10 protein-coding genes, 1 pseudogene and 1 riboswitch are annotated in these 15,620 nt (G+C 73.0%); of the genes and pseudogenes, 5 read left to right on the forward strand and 6 right to left on the reverse strand.

All coding sequences use genetic code 11. From position 1 onward, the window contains the following. Positions 1 to 10: 10 nt before the first annotated feature. Positions 11 to 176, reverse strand: a riboswitch (cyclic di-AMP (ydaO/yuaA leader). Positions 177 to 401: 225 nt separating this feature from the next. After that, the gene (locus tag AB0M97_RS03185; protein WP_365958960.1) at positions 402 to 1,790 is read right to left on the reverse strand and encodes a pitrilysin family protein; all 1,389 of its coding nucleotides are present in this window, start codon (positions 1,788 to 1,790) and stop codon (positions 402 to 404) included. Beyond that, positions 1,787 to 3,166 carry a pitrilysin family protein gene (locus AB0M97_RS03190; RefSeq protein WP_365958961.1) on the reverse strand — a complete coding sequence of 460 codons (1,380 nt, stop codon included), beginning with the start codon at positions 3,164 to 3,166 and terminating at the stop codon, positions 1,787 to 1,789. Before AB0M97_RS03190 ends, AB0M97_RS03185 begins: the two co-directional genes overlap by 4 nt. A gap of 326 nt (positions 3,167 to 3,492) precedes the next feature. On the opposite strand from AB0M97_RS03190, the gene AB0M97_RS03195 reads away from it, so the two are divergent. After that, a complete protein-coding gene (locus AB0M97_RS03195) occupies positions 3,493 to 5,943 on the forward strand; it encodes a DNA topoisomerase IV subunit A (RefSeq protein WP_365958963.1) in 2,451 nt (816 codons plus the stop codon). Here AB0M97_RS03195 and AB0M97_RS03200 read toward each other — a convergent pair. Both AB0M97_RS03200 and AB0M97_RS03205 read right to left on the reverse strand, forming a co-directional pair. Next, the gene (locus tag AB0M97_RS03200; protein WP_365958964.1) at positions 5,940 to 7,064 is read right to left on the reverse strand and encodes a GTP-binding protein; all 1,125 of its coding nucleotides are present in this window, start codon (positions 7,062 to 7,064) and stop codon (positions 5,940 to 5,942) included. The two genes, AB0M97_RS03195 and AB0M97_RS03200, sit on opposite strands and share 4 nt — an antisense overlap. Before the next feature lie 223 nt (positions 7,065 to 7,287). Beyond that, positions 7,288 to 8,454 carry a citrate synthase/methylcitrate synthase gene (locus AB0M97_RS03205; RefSeq protein ID WP_365959036.1) on the reverse strand — a complete coding sequence of 389 codons (1,167 nt, stop codon included), beginning with the start codon at positions 8,452 to 8,454 and terminating at the stop codon, positions 7,288 to 7,290. A 100-nt stretch (positions 8,455 to 8,554) separates the two neighbouring features. Here AB0M97_RS03205 and AB0M97_RS03210 point away from each other — a divergent pair, with 100 nt between their 5' ends. The 4 genes from AB0M97_RS03210 to AB0M97_RS03225 all read left to right on the forward strand — a co-directional run bounded on the left by AB0M97_RS03210 (position 8,555) and on the right by AB0M97_RS03225 (position 13,341). Continuing rightward, positions 8,555 to 9,808 carry a citrate synthase gene (locus tag AB0M97_RS03210; protein WP_365958965.1) on the forward strand — a complete coding sequence of 418 codons (1,254 nt, stop codon included), beginning with the start codon at positions 8,555 to 8,557 and terminating at the stop codon, positions 9,806 to 9,808. 53 nt (positions 9,809 to 9,861) lie between these two features. Next, the gene (locus AB0M97_RS03215) at positions 9,862 to 10,803 is read left to right on the forward strand and encodes a sucrase ferredoxin (RefSeq protein ID WP_365958966.1); all 942 of its coding nucleotides are present in this window, start codon (positions 9,862 to 9,864) and stop codon (positions 10,801 to 10,803) included. A gap of 97 nt (positions 10,804 to 10,900) precedes the next feature. Further along, positions 10,901 to 12,664 carry a sensor histidine kinase gene (locus AB0M97_RS03220; RefSeq protein WP_365958967.1) on the forward strand — a complete coding sequence of 588 codons (1,764 nt, stop codon included), beginning with the start codon at positions 10,901 to 10,903 and terminating at the stop codon, positions 12,662 to 12,664. Next, complete coding sequence (locus AB0M97_RS03225; protein WP_365958968.1) at positions 12,661 to 13,341, forward strand: response regulator; 681 nt, start codon at positions 12,661 to 12,663, stop codon at positions 13,339 to 13,341. Before AB0M97_RS03220 ends, AB0M97_RS03225 begins: the two co-directional genes overlap by 4 nt. 102 nt (positions 13,342 to 13,443) lie before the next feature. Here AB0M97_RS03225 and AB0M97_RS03230 read toward each other — a convergent pair. After that, positions 13,444 to 15,032, reverse strand: a pseudogene (locus tag AB0M97_RS03230) (cation acetate symporter). After that, positions 15,029 to 15,553 (reverse strand): DUF485 domain-containing protein, encoded by a 525-nt coding sequence (locus AB0M97_RS03235; RefSeq protein ID WP_365958969.1) that lies wholly within the window; start codon positions 15,551 to 15,553, stop codon positions 15,029 to 15,031. Before AB0M97_RS03235 ends, AB0M97_RS03230 begins: the two are co-directional and overlap by 4 nt. Positions 15,554 to 15,620: the final 67 nt, after the last annotated feature.

Below are 15,620 nucleotides of genomic sequence, written 5' to 3' on the forward strand. Positions count from 1 at the left end.
AGCGGTTTGTCCTTTCCTTCCCTCTCGCCTACCGGGTTAGCTGACGGGTTCGGAGCAGGAAGGTCTCCTACGGACCCCCACGCTTCACGCGCGGGCGTCCGATTCACCCCAGGGACTGCTGACGGGTCCCCGGCTCCCCTGGCTCGCGCCGTACGGGGACTCGGCGATGACTGTCCGGTGCCGCGGGTGCGGCGCACTGCCTGACGGACAGCCCGGATGACGCTAAACGGGACATCTTTCAATCCCCAAACGGATCGCGGCTTTTGTAGCGCATGCCACAGCTCAGACAGGCAGCCTCCCTAGCAATCCAAGTCAATTCCGGCATAAGGGGGCCCTGGTGGCGCTTCCGCCACCAGGGCCCCCTGGTTCACGCGTGTTCCGGCGTGCCCTTCGCGTGCGGGCTACTCCGCGGCAACCACCGTGACGTCGCCGATGCCGAGGGCCTCGACGGGCGCCTTGATCTGCGCCGCGTCGCCGACGAGGACCGTCACCAGCCGGTCCACCGGGAAGGCGTTGACGACCGCCGCGGTGGCCTCCACGGTGCCGGTCGCGGCGAGCTGCCGGTACAGCGTGGCCTGGTAGTCGTCGGGCAGGTGCTGCTCGACCTGGTCGGCCAGCGTGCCGGCGACGGCCGCCGCCGTCTCGTACTTGAGCGGCGCGACACCCACCAGGTTCTGCACGGCGACGTCGCGTTCGGCGTCGGTGAGGCCCTCCGCGGCGAGCGTGCGCAGCACCGTCCACAGGTCCTGGAGCGCCGGGCCGGTGTTCGGGGTGTCGAAGGAGCCGCTGATGGCGAGCATCGCGGCGCCCGAGCCGTCCGGTGCGGACCGCAGGACCTGCGCGAACGACCGCACGCCGTAGGTGTAGCCCTTCTCCTCGCGCAGGACGCGGTCCAGGCGGGAGGTGAGGGTGCCGCCCAGGCAGTACGTGCCGAGCACCTGCGCGGGCCACACGCGGTCGTGGCGGTCCGGCCCGACGCGGCCGATGAGCAGCTGCGTCTGGACGGCGCCCGGCCGGTCCACGACGACCACGCGGCCGGTGTCGTCGGCGGTCACCGGCGGCACGGGACGGGCGGCGGCCGGGGAGCCGGTCCACGCGCCGAGCGTGTCGCCGAGCAGGGCGTCGAGGTCGGTGCCGGTGAGGTCGCCGACGATCACGGCCGTGGCGGTGGCGGGCCGCACGTGCCGCTCGTAGAAGGCGCGCACCGCCGCCGCGTCGACGGCGGCGACCGTCTCCTCGGTGCCCTGACGCGGACGCGACATGCGCGAGTCCGCCGGGAACAGCTCCTTCGACAGCTCCTTGGCGGCCCGCCGCGCGGGACTGGCCAGCTCGTGCGGGATCTCGTCGAGACGGTTGCGCACGAGCCGCTCGACCTCGCTGTCGGCGAACGCGGGCGCCCTGAGGGCGTCGGCGAGCAGCCCGAGCGCCTTGGCCAGGCGGGAGGCGGGCACCTCCAGGCTCAGGCGCACACCGGGGTGGTCGGCGTGCGAGTCGAGCGTGGCACCGCAGCGCTCCAGCTCGGCGGCGAACTCCTCGGCGGAGTGCTTGTCGGTGCCCTCGGAGAAGGCACGCGCCATGATCGTGGCGATGCCGTCCAGGCCCGCGGGCTCGGCCTCCAGGGGCGCGTCCAGCAGCACCTCCACGGCGACGACCTGCTGACCGGGGCGGTGGCAGCGCAGGACCGTCAGGCCGTTGCCGAGCGTGCCGCGCTCCGGTGCCGGGAACGCCCAGGGCTTGGGCTCGCCGGCCTGCGGGCGGGGGTGGAACTCCATCGTGGCGAGCTCGGTCACTTCGCCGCCTCCTCGGTCTCGTCGGTGGCCGCGGCCTCGGTGTTCTCGGCGTCCTCGGCGTCCTGCGCTTCGGCTGCGACGGGCTCGTAGACGAGCACCGCGCGGTTGTCGGGGCGCAGGCGGGCCTTGGCGACCTCCTGGACCTCCTCGGCGGTCACGTCCAGGACGCGCTGCACGGCCGTGAGGGCGAGCTGCGGGTCGCCGAACAGGACCGCGAACCGGCACAGTTCGTCGGCGCGGCCCGCGACCGTGCCGAGGCGGTCCAGCCACTCGCGCTCCAACTGGGCCTGGGCGCGTTCCATTTCCTCGGCCGTGGGGCCCTCCTCGGCGAACCGGGCGAGCTCCTCGTCGATCGCGGCCTCGATGACCGGCACCTCGACGTCGCCGGACGTCTTCACGTCCAGCCACCCGAGGGACGGCGCGCCGGCGAGCCGCAGCAGGCCGAAGCCGGCCGCCACGGCCGTACGGTCCCGTCGCACCAGCCGGTTGTACAGGCGCGAGGACTCCCCGCCGCCGAGGACGGTCAGCGCCAGGTCGGCCGCGTCGCACGCGCGTGTGCCGTCCTGCGGCAGGCGGTAGGCGGCCATCAGGGCACGCGCGGGGACCTCCTCCTCGACGACCTCGCGCAGCTCCTCGCCGATCACGTCGGGCAGGGTGCCGTCCCGGGGGGCGGGCTTGCCGTCGTGCCCGGGAATGGAGCCGAAGTACTTCTCGATCCAGGCGAGCGTCTGCTCGGGGTCGATGTCGCCGACCACCGAGAGCACGGCGTTGTTGGGCGCGTAGTAGGTCCGGAAGAACGCGCGCGCGTCCTCCAGCGTCGCCGCGTCCAGGTCGGCCATGGAACCGATCGGGGTGTGGTGGTAGGGGTGGCCCTCCGGGTAGGCGAGGGCGGTGAGCTTCTCGAAGGCCGTGCCGTAAGGCACGTTGTCGTAGCGCTGGCGGCGTTCGTTCTTCACGACGTCGCGCTGGTTCTCCATCGACTCGTCGTCCAGGGCGGCGAGCAGGGAGCCCATGCGGTCGGCCTCCAGCCAGAGCGCCAGCTCCAGCTGGTGGGCGGGCATGGTCTCGAAGTAGTTGGTCCGCTCGAAGCTGGTGGTTCCGTTGAGCGAGCCGCCCGCGCCCTGCACCAGCTCGAAGTGACCATTGCCCTTGACCTGGGCGGAACCCTGGAACATCAGGTGCTCGAAAAGGTGAGCCAGGCCGGTACGCCCCTTGACCTCGTGGCGGGAGCCGACGTCGTACCAGAGGCACACCGCCGCGACCGGGGTCAGGTGGTCCTCGGAGAGCACCACGCGCAGGCCGTTGGCCAGGCGGTGCTCGGTCGCTGTCAGGCCGCCGGAGCCTGCCTGGGCTGTGGCCGTGTGACCCATGGGCATGTACGTCCCTTCGATCGCGCAAACAACATGGAAACCGCGGAATGCTGCCGGTCCTGCCACTGTATGCAAGCGTGCGGAGGCTCCGCGAAGTTCCCGCGGGCTGTACGCCCACAGCGAGAACGGGGTTGCGCGGCGCGAGGGCGTAACCTGCGGTCAGCGTGCCGGGCCGGGGCCCCCTCTCGGGTCCTGGTCGGTCGTTGTCAGTGCCGCGGTCCACAATGGTCCGCGTCAGACCCGTCCGTTCACGCTTCAGCACGAGTGAGCCCGAGGGGCGACGTGAGCGCCCCCTCAGGCGAACGACCGGAAATCAGAAGGAGCCGGCAGCGATGGCCCGCCGTAGTACGAAGACCCCGCCCGACGACCCGTACGAGGAGAAGATCCTCGACATCGACGTCGTCGACGAGATGCAGGGCTCCTTCCTCGAGTACGCGTACTCGGTCATCTACTCCCGCGCCCTGCCGGACGCCCGCGACGGCCTCAAGCCGGTGCACCGCCGCATCGTCTACCAGATGAACGAGATGGGCCTGCGCCCCGAGCGCGGCTACGTGAAGTGCGCCCGCGTCGTCGGCGAGGTCATGGGCAAGCTGCACCCGCACGGCGACGCGTCGATCTACGACGCGCTGGTGCGCATGGCGCAGCCGTTCTCGATGCGCGTCCCGCTGGTCGACGGCCACGGCAACTTCGGCTCACTGGGCAACGACGACCCGCCGGCCGCCATGCGGTACACCGAGTGCCGGATGGCCGAGGCCACCAGCCTGATGACGGAGTCCATCGAAGAGGACACCGTCGACTTCGCGCCGAACTACGACGGCCAGGAGCGCGAGCCGGTGGCGCTGCCCGCCGCCTTCCCGAACCTCCTGGTGAACGGCGCCTCGGGCATCGCGGTCGGCATGGCCACGAACATGCCGCCGCACAACCTGCGCGAGGTCATCGCCGCCGCCCGCCACCTGATCCGGAACCCGAACGCGGATCTGGACGCCCTGATGAAGCACGTCCCGGGCCCCGACCTGCCCACCGGCGGCCGCATCGTCGGCCTGTCCGGCATCCGGGACGCCTACGAGACCGGCCGCGGCACGTTCAAGATCCGCGCGACGGTCACCGTGGAGAACGTGACACCGCGCCGCAAGGGCCTCGTCGTCACGGAGCTGCCCTTCACGGTCGGCCCCGAGAAGGTCATCGCCAAGATCAAGGACCTGGTCGGCGCGAAGAAGCTGCAGGGCATCGCCGACGTCAAGGACCTCACCGACCGCCAGCACGGCCTGCGCCTGGTCATCGAGATCAAGAACGGCTTCGTGCCGGAGGCGGTCCTGGAGCAGTTGTACAAGCTGACGCCGATGGAGGAGTCCTTCGGCATCAACAACGTCGCCCTGGTGGACGGCCAGCCCCTCACGCTGGGACTGAAGGAGCTGCTGGAGGTCTACCTCGACCACCGCTTCGACGTCGTCCGGCGCCGCTCGGAGTTCCGCCGCGGCAAGAAGCGCGACCGGCTGCACCTGGTGGAGGGCCTGCTGACGGCCCTGATCGACATCGACGAGGTCATCCGCCTGATCCGCTCCAGCGACAACTCCGCCGAGGCCAAGCAGCGCCTGATCGACCGCTTCTCGCTGAGCGACGTGCAGACGCAGTACATCCTCGACACGCCGCTGCGCCGACTCACCAGGTACGACCGCATCGAGCTGGAGTCGGAGAAGGAACGGCTGAACGCGGAGATCGAGGAGCTGACCCGGATCCTCGACTCGGACGTGGAGCTGCGCAAGCTGGTCTCGGCGGAACTGGCGAACGTCGCCAAGAAGTTCGGCACCGACCGACGCACGCTGCTGCTGGAGTCGGCGGGCGCCCCGGCCGCCGTGCCGCTGCAGGTCGCGGACGACCCGTGCCGGGTGCTGCTGTCCTCGACGGGTCTGCTGGCCCGCACGGCGAACGGCGAGCCCTTCCAGGAGGATGCCAAGGCCAGGCGCGTCAAGCACGACGTGATCGTCTCCGCCGTGCCCGCCACGGCCCGCGGCGAGGTCGGCGTGGTCACCTCGGCCGGCCGCCTCCTGCGGCTGAACGTGGTCGACCTGCCGCAGCTCCCGCAGGAGATGCCGACACCGAACCTGTCGGGCGGCGCGCCGCTCGCCGAGTTCGTGTCCTTGGAGGACGACGAGACGGTGATCTGCCTGACCACGCTGGACGAGTCCTCGCCGGGCCTCGCGCTCGGCACGGAGCAGGGCGTCGTGAAGCGTGTCGTGCCCGACTACCCCTCCAGCAAGGAGGAGTTGGAGGTCATCACGCTCAAGGAGGGCGACCGGATCGTCGGCGCTGTGGAGCTGCGCACCGGCGAGGAGGACCTGGTCTTCATCACGGACGACGCGCAGTTGCTGCGCTTCCAGGCCTCGCAGGTCCGGCCGCAGGGCCGTCCGGCGGGCGGTGTGGCGGGCATCAAGCTCGCCGAGGGCGCGAAGGTCATCTCGTTCACGGCGGTCGACCCGGCGGTGGAGGCGGTGGTGTTCACCGTCGCGGGCTCGCGGGGCACGCTGGACGACTCGGTGCAGACGACGGCGAAGCTGACCCCGTTCGACCAGTACCCGCGCAAGGGCCGCGCCACGGGCGGTGTGCGCTGCCAGCGGTTCCTGAAGGGCGAGGACTGCCTGTCGCTGGCCTGGGCGGGCCCGTCCCCGGCGCGGGCCGCGCAGAAGAACGGCACGCCGGCCGAGCTGCCGGACATCGACCCGCGCCGCGACGGCTCGGGCGTGTCCCTGCCGAAGACGGTGTCGGTGGTGGCGGGGCCGATTTAGCGGGCGAGGCTGTGCGGGCCCGGGTCCTCCGGGTCCTCCGGGCCGGGTTCCGCCAGGTCGGGGTCCTGCCCGTCCGGGTGCTGCACGTAACGCAGGACGCCCCACATGCCGTGCTCGTCGGCGGTGTGCGGGGCGTCGCTGCGGCAGGCGTCGAGCTCCTTGCCCAGGGCGGTGACGTCGATGCCGGAGCCGATGAGGACGAGCTGGGTCAGGCGCTCCCCGTCGGCGGGCCACGGCTCCGGGTAGAAGCGCAGGAACCGGCCGACGGCATGCACGGCGTACCGGTTGCGGCTGTCGGACGCGCCGAAGTCGACGTACCCCTTGATCCGGTACAGCCCCTCGGGCCGGCTGTCGAGGAACGCGATGAGGCGGCGCGGGTCGAGGGGCACGCCGGAGACGAAGGACAGGCTGTCGTAGGCGGCGTGCAGATGCCCGGCGTGGGCGTCCGGGCCGTGCTCGTCGTGCGCCTCGTGCTGGTGAAGGTCGTCGAAGGACAGCTGCCCGACGCGCTCCTCACTGGGCCGGCAGTCGAAGAGGAACTCCGGGTCGATCCGGCCGTAGGTCGCGGGGACGACGGCGGCGCGGTCGGCCAGGGACCGTACGAGGCGCAGGACGCGCTCGGCGTCCGGCGCGCGGTCGATCTTGTTGACGACGACGAGATCGGCGAGGGCGAGGTGCCGGTCCAGCTCGGGGTGCCTGGCGCGGGTGTCGTCGAACTCGGCGGCGTCGACGATCTCGACGAGCCCGCCGTAGACGACGGTCGGGTTCTCGCTGGCCAGCACCATGCGCACGAGTTCCTGTGGCTCGGCGAGGCCGCTCGCCTCGATGACGACGACGTCGATGCCGGCCTCGGGACGGGTCAGGCGCTCCAGGTACTCGTCCAGTTCACTGGCGTCGACGGCGCAGCACAGGCAGCCGTTGCCGAGCGAGACGGTCGAGTCGCCGAGGGCCCCCGCCACGGCCATCGCGTCGATCTCGATGGCACCGAAGTCGTTGACGACGGCGCCGATACGGCTGCCTCCGCTGCGGTGCAGCAGATGGTTGAGCAGGGTGGTCTTTCCGGAGCCGAGGAACCCGGCGAGGACGACGACCGGGATCGGTGGACGCGGACTGTGACCCAACGTGCGACCTCTCTGACACCTACGCGTGCACCGGCTCACGCCGCGGCGCACGCACGGGAACGCGTGCCGCCCCAGGATACGAGCCGTGCGGCGGGCGCGGGCGCGGCCACTGGACGGGCGCGGATGCGCGCGCCCCTCCCCGCCCTCGCCGCCTTCCTGCCCTCGCCGCCTTCGTCCGCCTGTTGGCCGTAGGCCGCCTCCGTGCGCCTGCGCCTGCCGGACGTCAGGCAGCCGCGGGAACCGGCTCCGGTGCCGCGGGTCCCACATACCGGGCCGCCGGCCTGATGATCTTGGAGTCCTCCGCCTGTTCCAGGATGTTGGCGCTCCAGCCCACCGTGCGGGCGACCGCGAAGGTCGGGGTGAACATCTCGCGCGGAAGGCCGCACAGTTCCATGACCACGCCCGCGTAGAACTCGACGTTGGTGTGCAGTTCCCGGCCCGGCTTCAGTTCCGCGAGGATCGCCTCCACCCGGCGTTCGACCTCCACCGCGAAATGCACGCGCGGGCCGCCGAACCGCAGGGCGACCTCGCGGAGCATCCGGGAACGCGGGTCCTCCGTGCGGTAGACGGCGTGCCCGAAGCCCATGATGCGCTCCCCGGCGAGGACCCGCTCGCGGATCCAGGCATCGATGCGGTCGGGCGTGCCGATCGCGTCCAGGGTGTCCAGCGCGCGGCTCGGCGCACCGCCGTGCAGCGGGCCCGACAGCGCGGCCACCGCCCCCGAGAGGCAGGCCGCCACGTCCGCGCCCGTGGACGCGACGACCCGGGCCGTGAAGGTTGATGCATTGAATCCGTGGTCAATGGTTGAGATCAGGTACTGCTCGATCGCCCGGGCCCGCTCCTCGTCCGGCTCCGCACCGGTCAGCATGTACAGGTAGTTGGCCGCGTACGACAGGTCCTCGCGCGGTTCCACGGGTTCGCGTCCGGTGCCCAGCCGGTGCAGCGCGGTGAGCAGCGTCGGTACGGCCGCGGCAGCGACGAGGGTGTCCCGTCGGCGCTGCTCGGCGTCGATGTCGTACACGGGGCGGAACCCCTTGGCCGCGCCCAGCAGGGACAGGGCCGTGCGCAGTCCGGCGAGCGGGCCGGAGCGTCCGCCCGCCGCGGCGACGGCGGGCAGCGCCGCCCGCACCTCGTCCGGCAGCCGGCGCAGCGCGGCGGTCTCTGCCGCGAAGGCCGCACTGCGCGCGGCGCCGGGCAGTTCACCGTGCACGAGGAGGTGCCAGACGTCCTCGAAGCCACGGGTCTGCGCGAGTTCCACGGCCGAGTACTGGCGGTAGTGGTAGAAGCCCTCGAGCCCCCGGACGTCCCCGACGCGGGTGTCGGTGACGACGACGCCGGCGAGTCCGCGCGGGACGTCGACAAGAGCGGCTTCGGACCTGGTGACGGACATGATGACCTCCCTGGACTTGATGAGACTGTCCATGGTTGACTCGATATCTGTCAACATTGATTCATAATCAATGCTCGTGACTGTCGATACGGTGGCCTCCATGCGCGATCAAGAGCCCTCCCCTGCCGCCTCGGAACGCCGGCTGAGCACCAAGGAGGCCGCCGAGCTGCTCGGCGTGAAGCCCGAAACGGTGTACGCGTACGTGAGCCGCGGCCAGCTCAGCAGCCGCCGGGCGCCCGGCGGCCGGGGCAGCACTTTCGACGCCCGCGAGGTGGAGGCGCTCGCCCGGCGCAACAGACGGGAGGGCGGCGGGAGTCCGGGCCCGGCCGGAGAGCTGTCCGTCCGGACCCGGCTGACACTCATCGAGGAAGACCGGTACTACTTCCGGGGGGTCGACGCGACCGAACTGGCCGCCCGGTACAGCTACGAGGAGGTCGCCGAGTGGCTGTGGACGGGCACATCGCGCCCCGGCGCCACGTTCACCGCGCCCGAGGCCTCCGTCGCCGTCGCCCGCCGCGCCGTGGACGCCCTGCCCGAACACGCGGGCCCCACCGACCGGTTGCGGGTCGCCGTGACCGCCGCGGCAGCCGCCGATCCGCTGCGCTTCGACCTCTCCGAGGACACCGTCCTCGCCACCGCCCGCCTCCTCATCCCCACGCTCGTCGAGGCCCTGCCCCCGAAGGCGTACGCCGGCAAGGACGGCTCACTGGCCGAGCGGCTGTGGGGGCGGCTGAGCCACCGGGACCCCGACGAGGCCTCGCTGCGCGCCCTGGACACGGCGCTCGCGCTGCTCGTCGACCACGACCTGGCCGCCTCGACGCTCGCCGTGCGCGTCGCCGCCTCGGCCCGCGCGCACGCCTACGCGGCCGTCTCCGCCGGGCTCGGCGTGATCGAGGGGCCGCTGCACGGGGCGGCGAGCGGCCACGCCCACCGGATGCTGCTCGACGTGCTGGACCAGGACAGCGCGGTGCCCGTCGTCGCGGAGGAGCTGCGGGCCGGCCGCCGCGTCCCGGGTCTCGGCCACCGGATCTACACCGGCGAGGATCCACGCGCGCGTGCGCTGTTCGCCCTGCTGGAGGAGGTCCCGCGGGCCGCGCCGGCCCTGGCCGCCGCCCGCGACGTCGTGGCCACCGCCGCGCGCCACGCACCGCTGCACGCCAACGTGGACCTGGCCCTGGCCGTACTGACCGCGTCCTCCGGGATGTCCGCCACGGCGGGGGAGACGATCTTCGCGGTGTCCCGTACGGCCGGCTGGATCGCGCACGCGCTGGAGGAGTACGGCGAGCGCCCCCTGCGGATGCGCCCGAGCGGCCTGTACGCGGGGCCCCGCCCGCCTCGCCCCCTGCCGGAGTAGCGTCCGGGCGCGGCTGGAAGTGCCCTGCCGCAAGTCAGGTTAGGTTCACCTCTGTGAGTACGTGCTCAACCGTCTCCCGGGACCTCGACGAGCCCCTTTCGGGTACTGCGGCGACCGCGAAGACCTGGCTGCTGCTGGAGCAGCCGGGTCCGTGGGGTGCCAAGGCGCTCACTTCGAGCCACCTGGACCCCGCGCTGGGCCGCGCCCTGGAGGCGGCGGCGAAGGGCACGGGCGTGCGTATCGCCCTCATCCGCCGCCCCGGACGGCATGCCGACTTCGGCACGCCCGCCATGCGCCGCGTCTACGCCGCCCACACCACGCCCGGGAAGGTGTGGTTGCGCGAGGCCGGCACCGCGGACCCGCGGCGGCTGCTCGACCTCGACTTCGCCGCGCTCGGCAGGGGCGACCACACCGGCTTCGACACCGCGCTCGACGGCCGCCCCCACACCGGCGACCCGCTCGCCCTGGTGTGCACCAACGGCAAACGGGACCGCTGCTGCGCCCTCCTCGGCCGCCCCCTCGCCGCGGAACTCGCCGCGTCCGGTGTCGACGGCGTCTGGGAGGTCACTCATCTGGGCGGTCACCGCTTCTCCCCGACCCTGCTCGTGCTGCCGTACGGATACGCGTACGGCCGTGCCGAGGCGCACGGCGTCAAGGAGATCCTGCAGGCCGTGCGGGAGGGCCGGATCGTGGTGGAGGGCTGCCGCGGCAGCTCCGCCTGGGAGCGGCCCGGCCAGGCGGCGGAACTGGCCGTGCGCACGACGGCCGGCGAGTACGCGGCGGACGTGCTGAGCGTGGCGCGGACCGACGGCGCCGCCCCGCGCTGGGAGGTGACCGTCGCGCACGTCGACGGGCGCCGCTGGCGGGTCGTGGTGGCCCAGGGCGCGTCCCTGCCGCCCCGCGCGGAGAGCTGCGGCACGTCGGTGCTCGGGGCACCGGCGCGGATGGACGTGGTGGCGGTGCGGGAGCTCAACGTGACGGCGCTCGCCGGCTGACGCACGGACCGGCCCGACGCCCGGACCACGGGTTGATCAAGGTATCCATGCAGTGCCCGTTCCCGGCCGGTGCCGGCGTCCACGTACCGTCATCGGCATGAGTTCCCCTCCCCCCGCACGCCGTCTGCGCCTCGGTCTGCCGCGGCGGGTGTTCTCGCAGGTCCTGCTGATGCAGCTGGCGGTCGCCGCGGGTGTCGCGGTGCTGGCGACCGGGTTGTTCCTGGCGCCTCTCGGTGACCAGCTGGACGACCAGGCGATGCGCCGCGCGCTCGCCATCGCGCAGACGACCGCGCAGCAGTCGCAGCTCGCGGCCGACCTGCGCACCACGCCCGCCTCCCCGGACGGGCCGGTGCAGCGGGAGGCGGAGCGGATCAGGAAGGCGACCGGCGCGCAGTACGTCGTGGTGATGGACCGGCGGGGCGTGCGCTGGTCGCACACCGACCCGGACGAGATCGGCGGGCACGTCTCCACCGACCCGGGCCGCGTCCTGGCCGGTCAGGAGGTGATGCAGATCGACGAGGGAACCCTGGGCCGTTCCGCGCGCGGCAAGGTGCCGCTGCGGGACGGCGACGGCGCCGTCGTCGGAGCGGTCTCGGTGGGCATCGCCTACGACAGCGTCCGGGCCCGGCTGATCCACGCGATCCCGGGGCTGTTCGCGTACGCGGGCGGTGCCCTGGCCGTCGGCGCCCTGGCGGCCTGGCTGATCTCCCGGCGGGTCCACCGGCAGACCCGCGACCTGGCCTTCTCGGACATCGCGGCGCTGCTCGCGGAGCGGGAGGCGATGCTGCACGGCATCCGGGAGGGCGTCGTCGCGCTGGACCGCGCGGGCCGCCTCCGCCTCCTCAACGACGAGGCGCAGCGCCTGCTCGGCGTGGCAGAGGAAGCCGTCGGCCGGACACCGGACGAAGTCCTCGGCGCGGGCCGTACGGCCGACGTCCTGGCCGGCCGGGTCACGGGCACCGACCTGCTCACCGTGCGCGGCAGACGCGTCCTGGTCGCCAACCGCATGCCCACCGGGGACGGCGGCGCCGTGGCCACCCTGCGCGACCGCACCGAGCTGGAGCAACTGGGCCGGGAGCTGGACTCGACGCGCGGCCTGATCGACGCGCTGCGCGCCCAGGACCACGAGCACGCCAACCGCATGCACACCCTGCTGGGCCTGCTCGAACTGGAGATGTACGACGACGCCGTGGAGTACGTCGGGGAGGTCGTCGGCGACCGGCGGGCCACCGCCGAGCAGGTCACCGAGAAGATCCACGACCCGTTGCTGGCGGCGCTGCTGGTCGGCAAGGCGACCGTGGCGGCCGAGCGGGGCGTCGCCCTCAGCGTGTCGGACCGCACGCGGCTGCCGGACCGGCTCGTCGACCCGCGCGGGCTGGTCACGGTCGTCGGCAATCTGGTGGACAACGCGCTGGACGCCGCCGCGGCGACGCCGCACGCACGCGTGGAGGCCGATGGTCCCCGAGGGTCCCTCGGTGAGGGGCGGCGTACGCCGCACGCGCGCGTGGAGGTCGAACTGCGGGCGGAGGGCCGCACCGCGGTCCTCGTCGTGCGGGACACGGGGCCGGGAATCCCGCCCGACCAGCGCGAGTTGATCTTCACGGAGGGGTGGTCCACGAAGGAGGCCCCGGCGCACCGGCAGCGCGGCATCGGGCTGTCCCTGGTGCGCAGGCTGGCCGAGCGGCAGGGCGGCGGCGCGTCGGTCGGCGAGACGACCTGCGGCGGCGCGGAGTTCACCGTGGTCCTGCCGGAGGCGCTGGCCGACGCCGCCGCGGCACCGGCGCCGACCGTGCCGTCCGCCGGGCCCGCCGCCGGTCCGGTCGCCGCCGCCCCGGCCGCCGCCGAGGAGGAGTGGCGATGATCGAGGTCCTGGTCGTGGACGACGACGTACGGGTCGCGCGGGTCAACGCCGCCTACGTCGAGAAGGTCCCGGGCTTCCGTGTCGCGGGCGAGGCGCACAGCGCGGCAGAGGCGCTGAACCAGGTAGAGGCCCTGCCCCGGGTGGACCTGGTGCTGATGGACCACCATCTGCCCGACGCGACGGGCCTGTCGGTGGTCCAGGAGATGCGCCGCCGCGGCCACCAGACCGACGTGATCATGGTGACGGCGGCCCGGGACGTGGCGACCGTGCAGGCGGCGATGCGGCACGGCGCGCTGCAGTACCTGGTCAAGCCGTTCGCCTACGCGGGCCTGCGCGCCAAGCTGGAGGCGTACGCGCACCTGCGCCGCACCCTGGAGGGCGGCGGCGAGGCGGAGCAGGCAGAGGTGGACCGCATCTTCGGCGCCCTGTCGGCGCCGTCGGAGCCGCAGTTGCCCAAGGGCCACTCACCCGCCACCGCCGAGCTGGTGCGCCGGACGCTGATGAACGCCGAGGTCCCGCTGTCGGCGCAGGAGATCGCGGAGCGGACCGGCCTGAGCAGGCAGACCGCCCAGCGCTATCTGAAGCTCCTGGAGCGCACGGGGCGGGCCCGCCTGACCCTCAAGTACGGCGACGCGGGCCGCCCGGAGCACCGTTACGCGTGGGCCACGCGCGCGTAGGGCACGGGGCGCAGGGCATGCGCGCCCGGCGATGGCACCGGGCCCGCAGCCGCGGCACACGGTGAGCACGGTACGCGCGTACGTCGCTGCCGGCGCCCCGCGTCACGCCGCCCCCGCGCCCGTCAGGGACCGCACCTCGGTCTCCGCGTGCTTGGCCTCGTCGGCGGGCTCGGGCGAGGTGACCGTGCCGAGCCAGCCCGCGAGGAAGCCCAGCGGGACGGAGACGAGACCGGGGTTCTGCAGCGGGAAGAGTTGGAGGTCGACGCCGGGGAACAGCGCGTCGGGGCTGCCCGTCACGACGGGCGACAGCAGCACGAGGACGACGGCCGGGACCAGCCCGCCGTAGACCGACCACACGGCGCCGCGGGTGGTGAAGCCGCGCCAGAACAGCGAGTAGAGCAGTACCGGCAGGTTCGCGGACGCGGCGACGGCGAAGGCGAGGCCGACCAGGAAGGCGACGTTGAGGTCCTTCGCCAGCAGGCCGAGGGCGATTGCGACGGCGCCGATGCCGACGGCGGCGACGCGGGCCACGGCCACCTCGCTGCGCGGCTCACTCCGGCGGCGCAGCGACGCGTACAGATCGTGGGCGACGGACGCGGAGGAGGCGAGCGTGATGCCGGCGACGACGGCGAGGATCGTGGCGAAGGCGACGGCGGCGACCACCGCGAACAGGACCGTCCCGCCCGTGGAGCCGGCGCCGCCGCCGAGGTCCATGGCGAGCAGCGGTACGGCGGTGTTCCCGGTCGCGCTGGAGGCGCGCACGGTGTCAGGGCCGAGGATCGCGGCGGCGCCGAAGCCGAGGACGATCGTCATCAGGTAGAAGCCGCCGATGAGTCCGATCGCCCAGACGGCGGACCGGCGTGCCGCCCGCGCCGTGGGCACGGCGTAGAAGCGGGACAGGATGTGCGGCAGCCCGGCGGTGCCGAGCACCAGGGCGAGTCCGAGGCTGATGAAGTCCAAGCGCGCGGTCCAGTCCGCGCCGTACTTGAGCCCGGGGGCGAGGAAGGCCGCGCCGTGCCCGCTTCGTTCGGCCGCGGTGGTCAGCAGCCGGTCGACGTCGCCGTGGAAGCGGATCAGGACGAGCACGGTGAGCGTGACGGTGCCGGCGAGCAGCAGGACCGCTTTCACGATCTGGATCCAGGTGGTGGCCCGCATCCCTCCCAGCGACACGTAGACGACCATGAGCGCGCCGACGGCGACGACGGTCCAGTCCTGTGCCGCCTCGCTCGTGCCCCCGAGGAGCAGGGCGACCAGGCTGCCCGCGCCCACCATCTGCGCCACCAGATACAGAACGGACACGGTCACCGAGGAAGTTCCCGCGGCGATCCGCACGGGCCGTTCGGACATGCGGGCCGCGACGACGTCGGCGAGGGTGAAACGGCCGCAGTGCGGACCAGTTCCGCGACGAGGAACAGCACGACGAGCCAGGCCACGAGGAAACCCACCGCATACAGCATCCCGTCGTAGCCGAACAGCGCGATGAGCCCGGAGATGCCGAGGAAGGAGGCGGCCGACATGTAGTCGCCCGCGAGGGCGAAACCATTCTCCATGGGGGTGAAGAGACGGCCGCCCGCGTAGAACTCCTCGGCCGAGCCCTGCCGTTTGCGGCTCACCCAGGTCGTGATGGCGAGGGTGACGGCGACGAACACGCCGAACAGCAGCAGTGACAGCATCTGGTGGTCGTCGGTCACGGGGCTCCGTCCCTCGCGCCGCGCGTCAGTTCCTGGGTGTCCCACCGCAGTTCGAGAGCGGCCCGGTCCCGGCGCAGCCGCGCGTGCCGTGCGTAGGCCCACGTGAGCAGGAACGTGGTGAGGAACTGGCCGAGTCCGGCGACCATGCCCACGTTGACGGCGCCGGCCACGGGCCGCGCCATGAGGCCGGGCGCGCCGGTGGCGATCCCGACGTAGGCGACGTACCAGGTGAAAAAGACGGCGACGGCCGGTACGACGAACCGGCGGTAGCGGCTGCGCACCTCCTGGAAGGCCGGGCTGCGCTGCACCTCCAGGTACACCTCCGCCGCCGATCCGGCCCCGGGTTCCCGGCGGGCGGCCGGTACGGCCGGTGCGGCGGACTCGCCCCAGCCGGAGGCGACCGCGTCGTACCAGGGGTCGTCGCAGGGCACACCGCCGAACGACTCACCGGGGGCGTGCGGGTGCGTTCCGGCCGGGTTCCCGGCACCTCCGCCCGGGGGACGAGCGTTGCTTGACTGCATGCCCAAGCATGGACAGGCCGGGAGGATCCGTGACTCTTGTTCGCCGCGCCCTTCACCCCTTCAGGTG

Source organism: Streptomyces sp. NPDC051207, assembly GCF_040682395.1.
GTDB lineage: Bacteria > Actinomycetota > Actinomycetes > Streptomycetales > Streptomycetaceae > Streptomyces.

What these genes read in the sequence shown, in the direction of transcription:
- AB0M97_RS03195 (WP_365958963.1), top strand. Translation starts at nt 3,493, where the DNA reads ATGGCCCGCCGTAGTACGAAGACCCCGCCCGACGACCCGTACGAGGAG.
- AB0M97_RS03225 (WP_365958968.1), top strand. Translation starts at nt 12,661, where the DNA reads ATGATCGAGGTCCTGGTCGTGGACGACGACGTACGGGTCGCGCGGGTC.
- AB0M97_RS03205 (WP_365959036.1), bottom strand. Translation starts at nt 8,454, where the DNA reads ATGTCCGTCACCAGGTCCGAAGCCGCTCTTGTCGACGTCCCGCGCGGA.
- AB0M97_RS03210 (WP_365958965.1), top strand. Translation starts at nt 8,555, where the DNA reads ATGCGCGATCAAGAGCCCTCCCCTGCCGCCTCGGAACGCCGGCTGAGC.
- AB0M97_RS03190 (WP_365958961.1), bottom strand. Translation starts at nt 3,166, where the DNA reads ATGCCCATGGGTCACACGGCCACAGCCCAGGCAGGCTCCGGCGGCCTG.
- AB0M97_RS03235 (WP_365958969.1), bottom strand. Translation starts at nt 15,553, where the DNA reads ATGCAGTCAAGCAACGCTCGTCCCCCGGGCGGAGGTGCCGGGAACCCG.
- AB0M97_RS03220 (WP_365958967.1), top strand. Translation starts at nt 10,901, where the DNA reads ATGAGTTCCCCTCCCCCCGCACGCCGTCTGCGCCTCGGTCTGCCGCGG.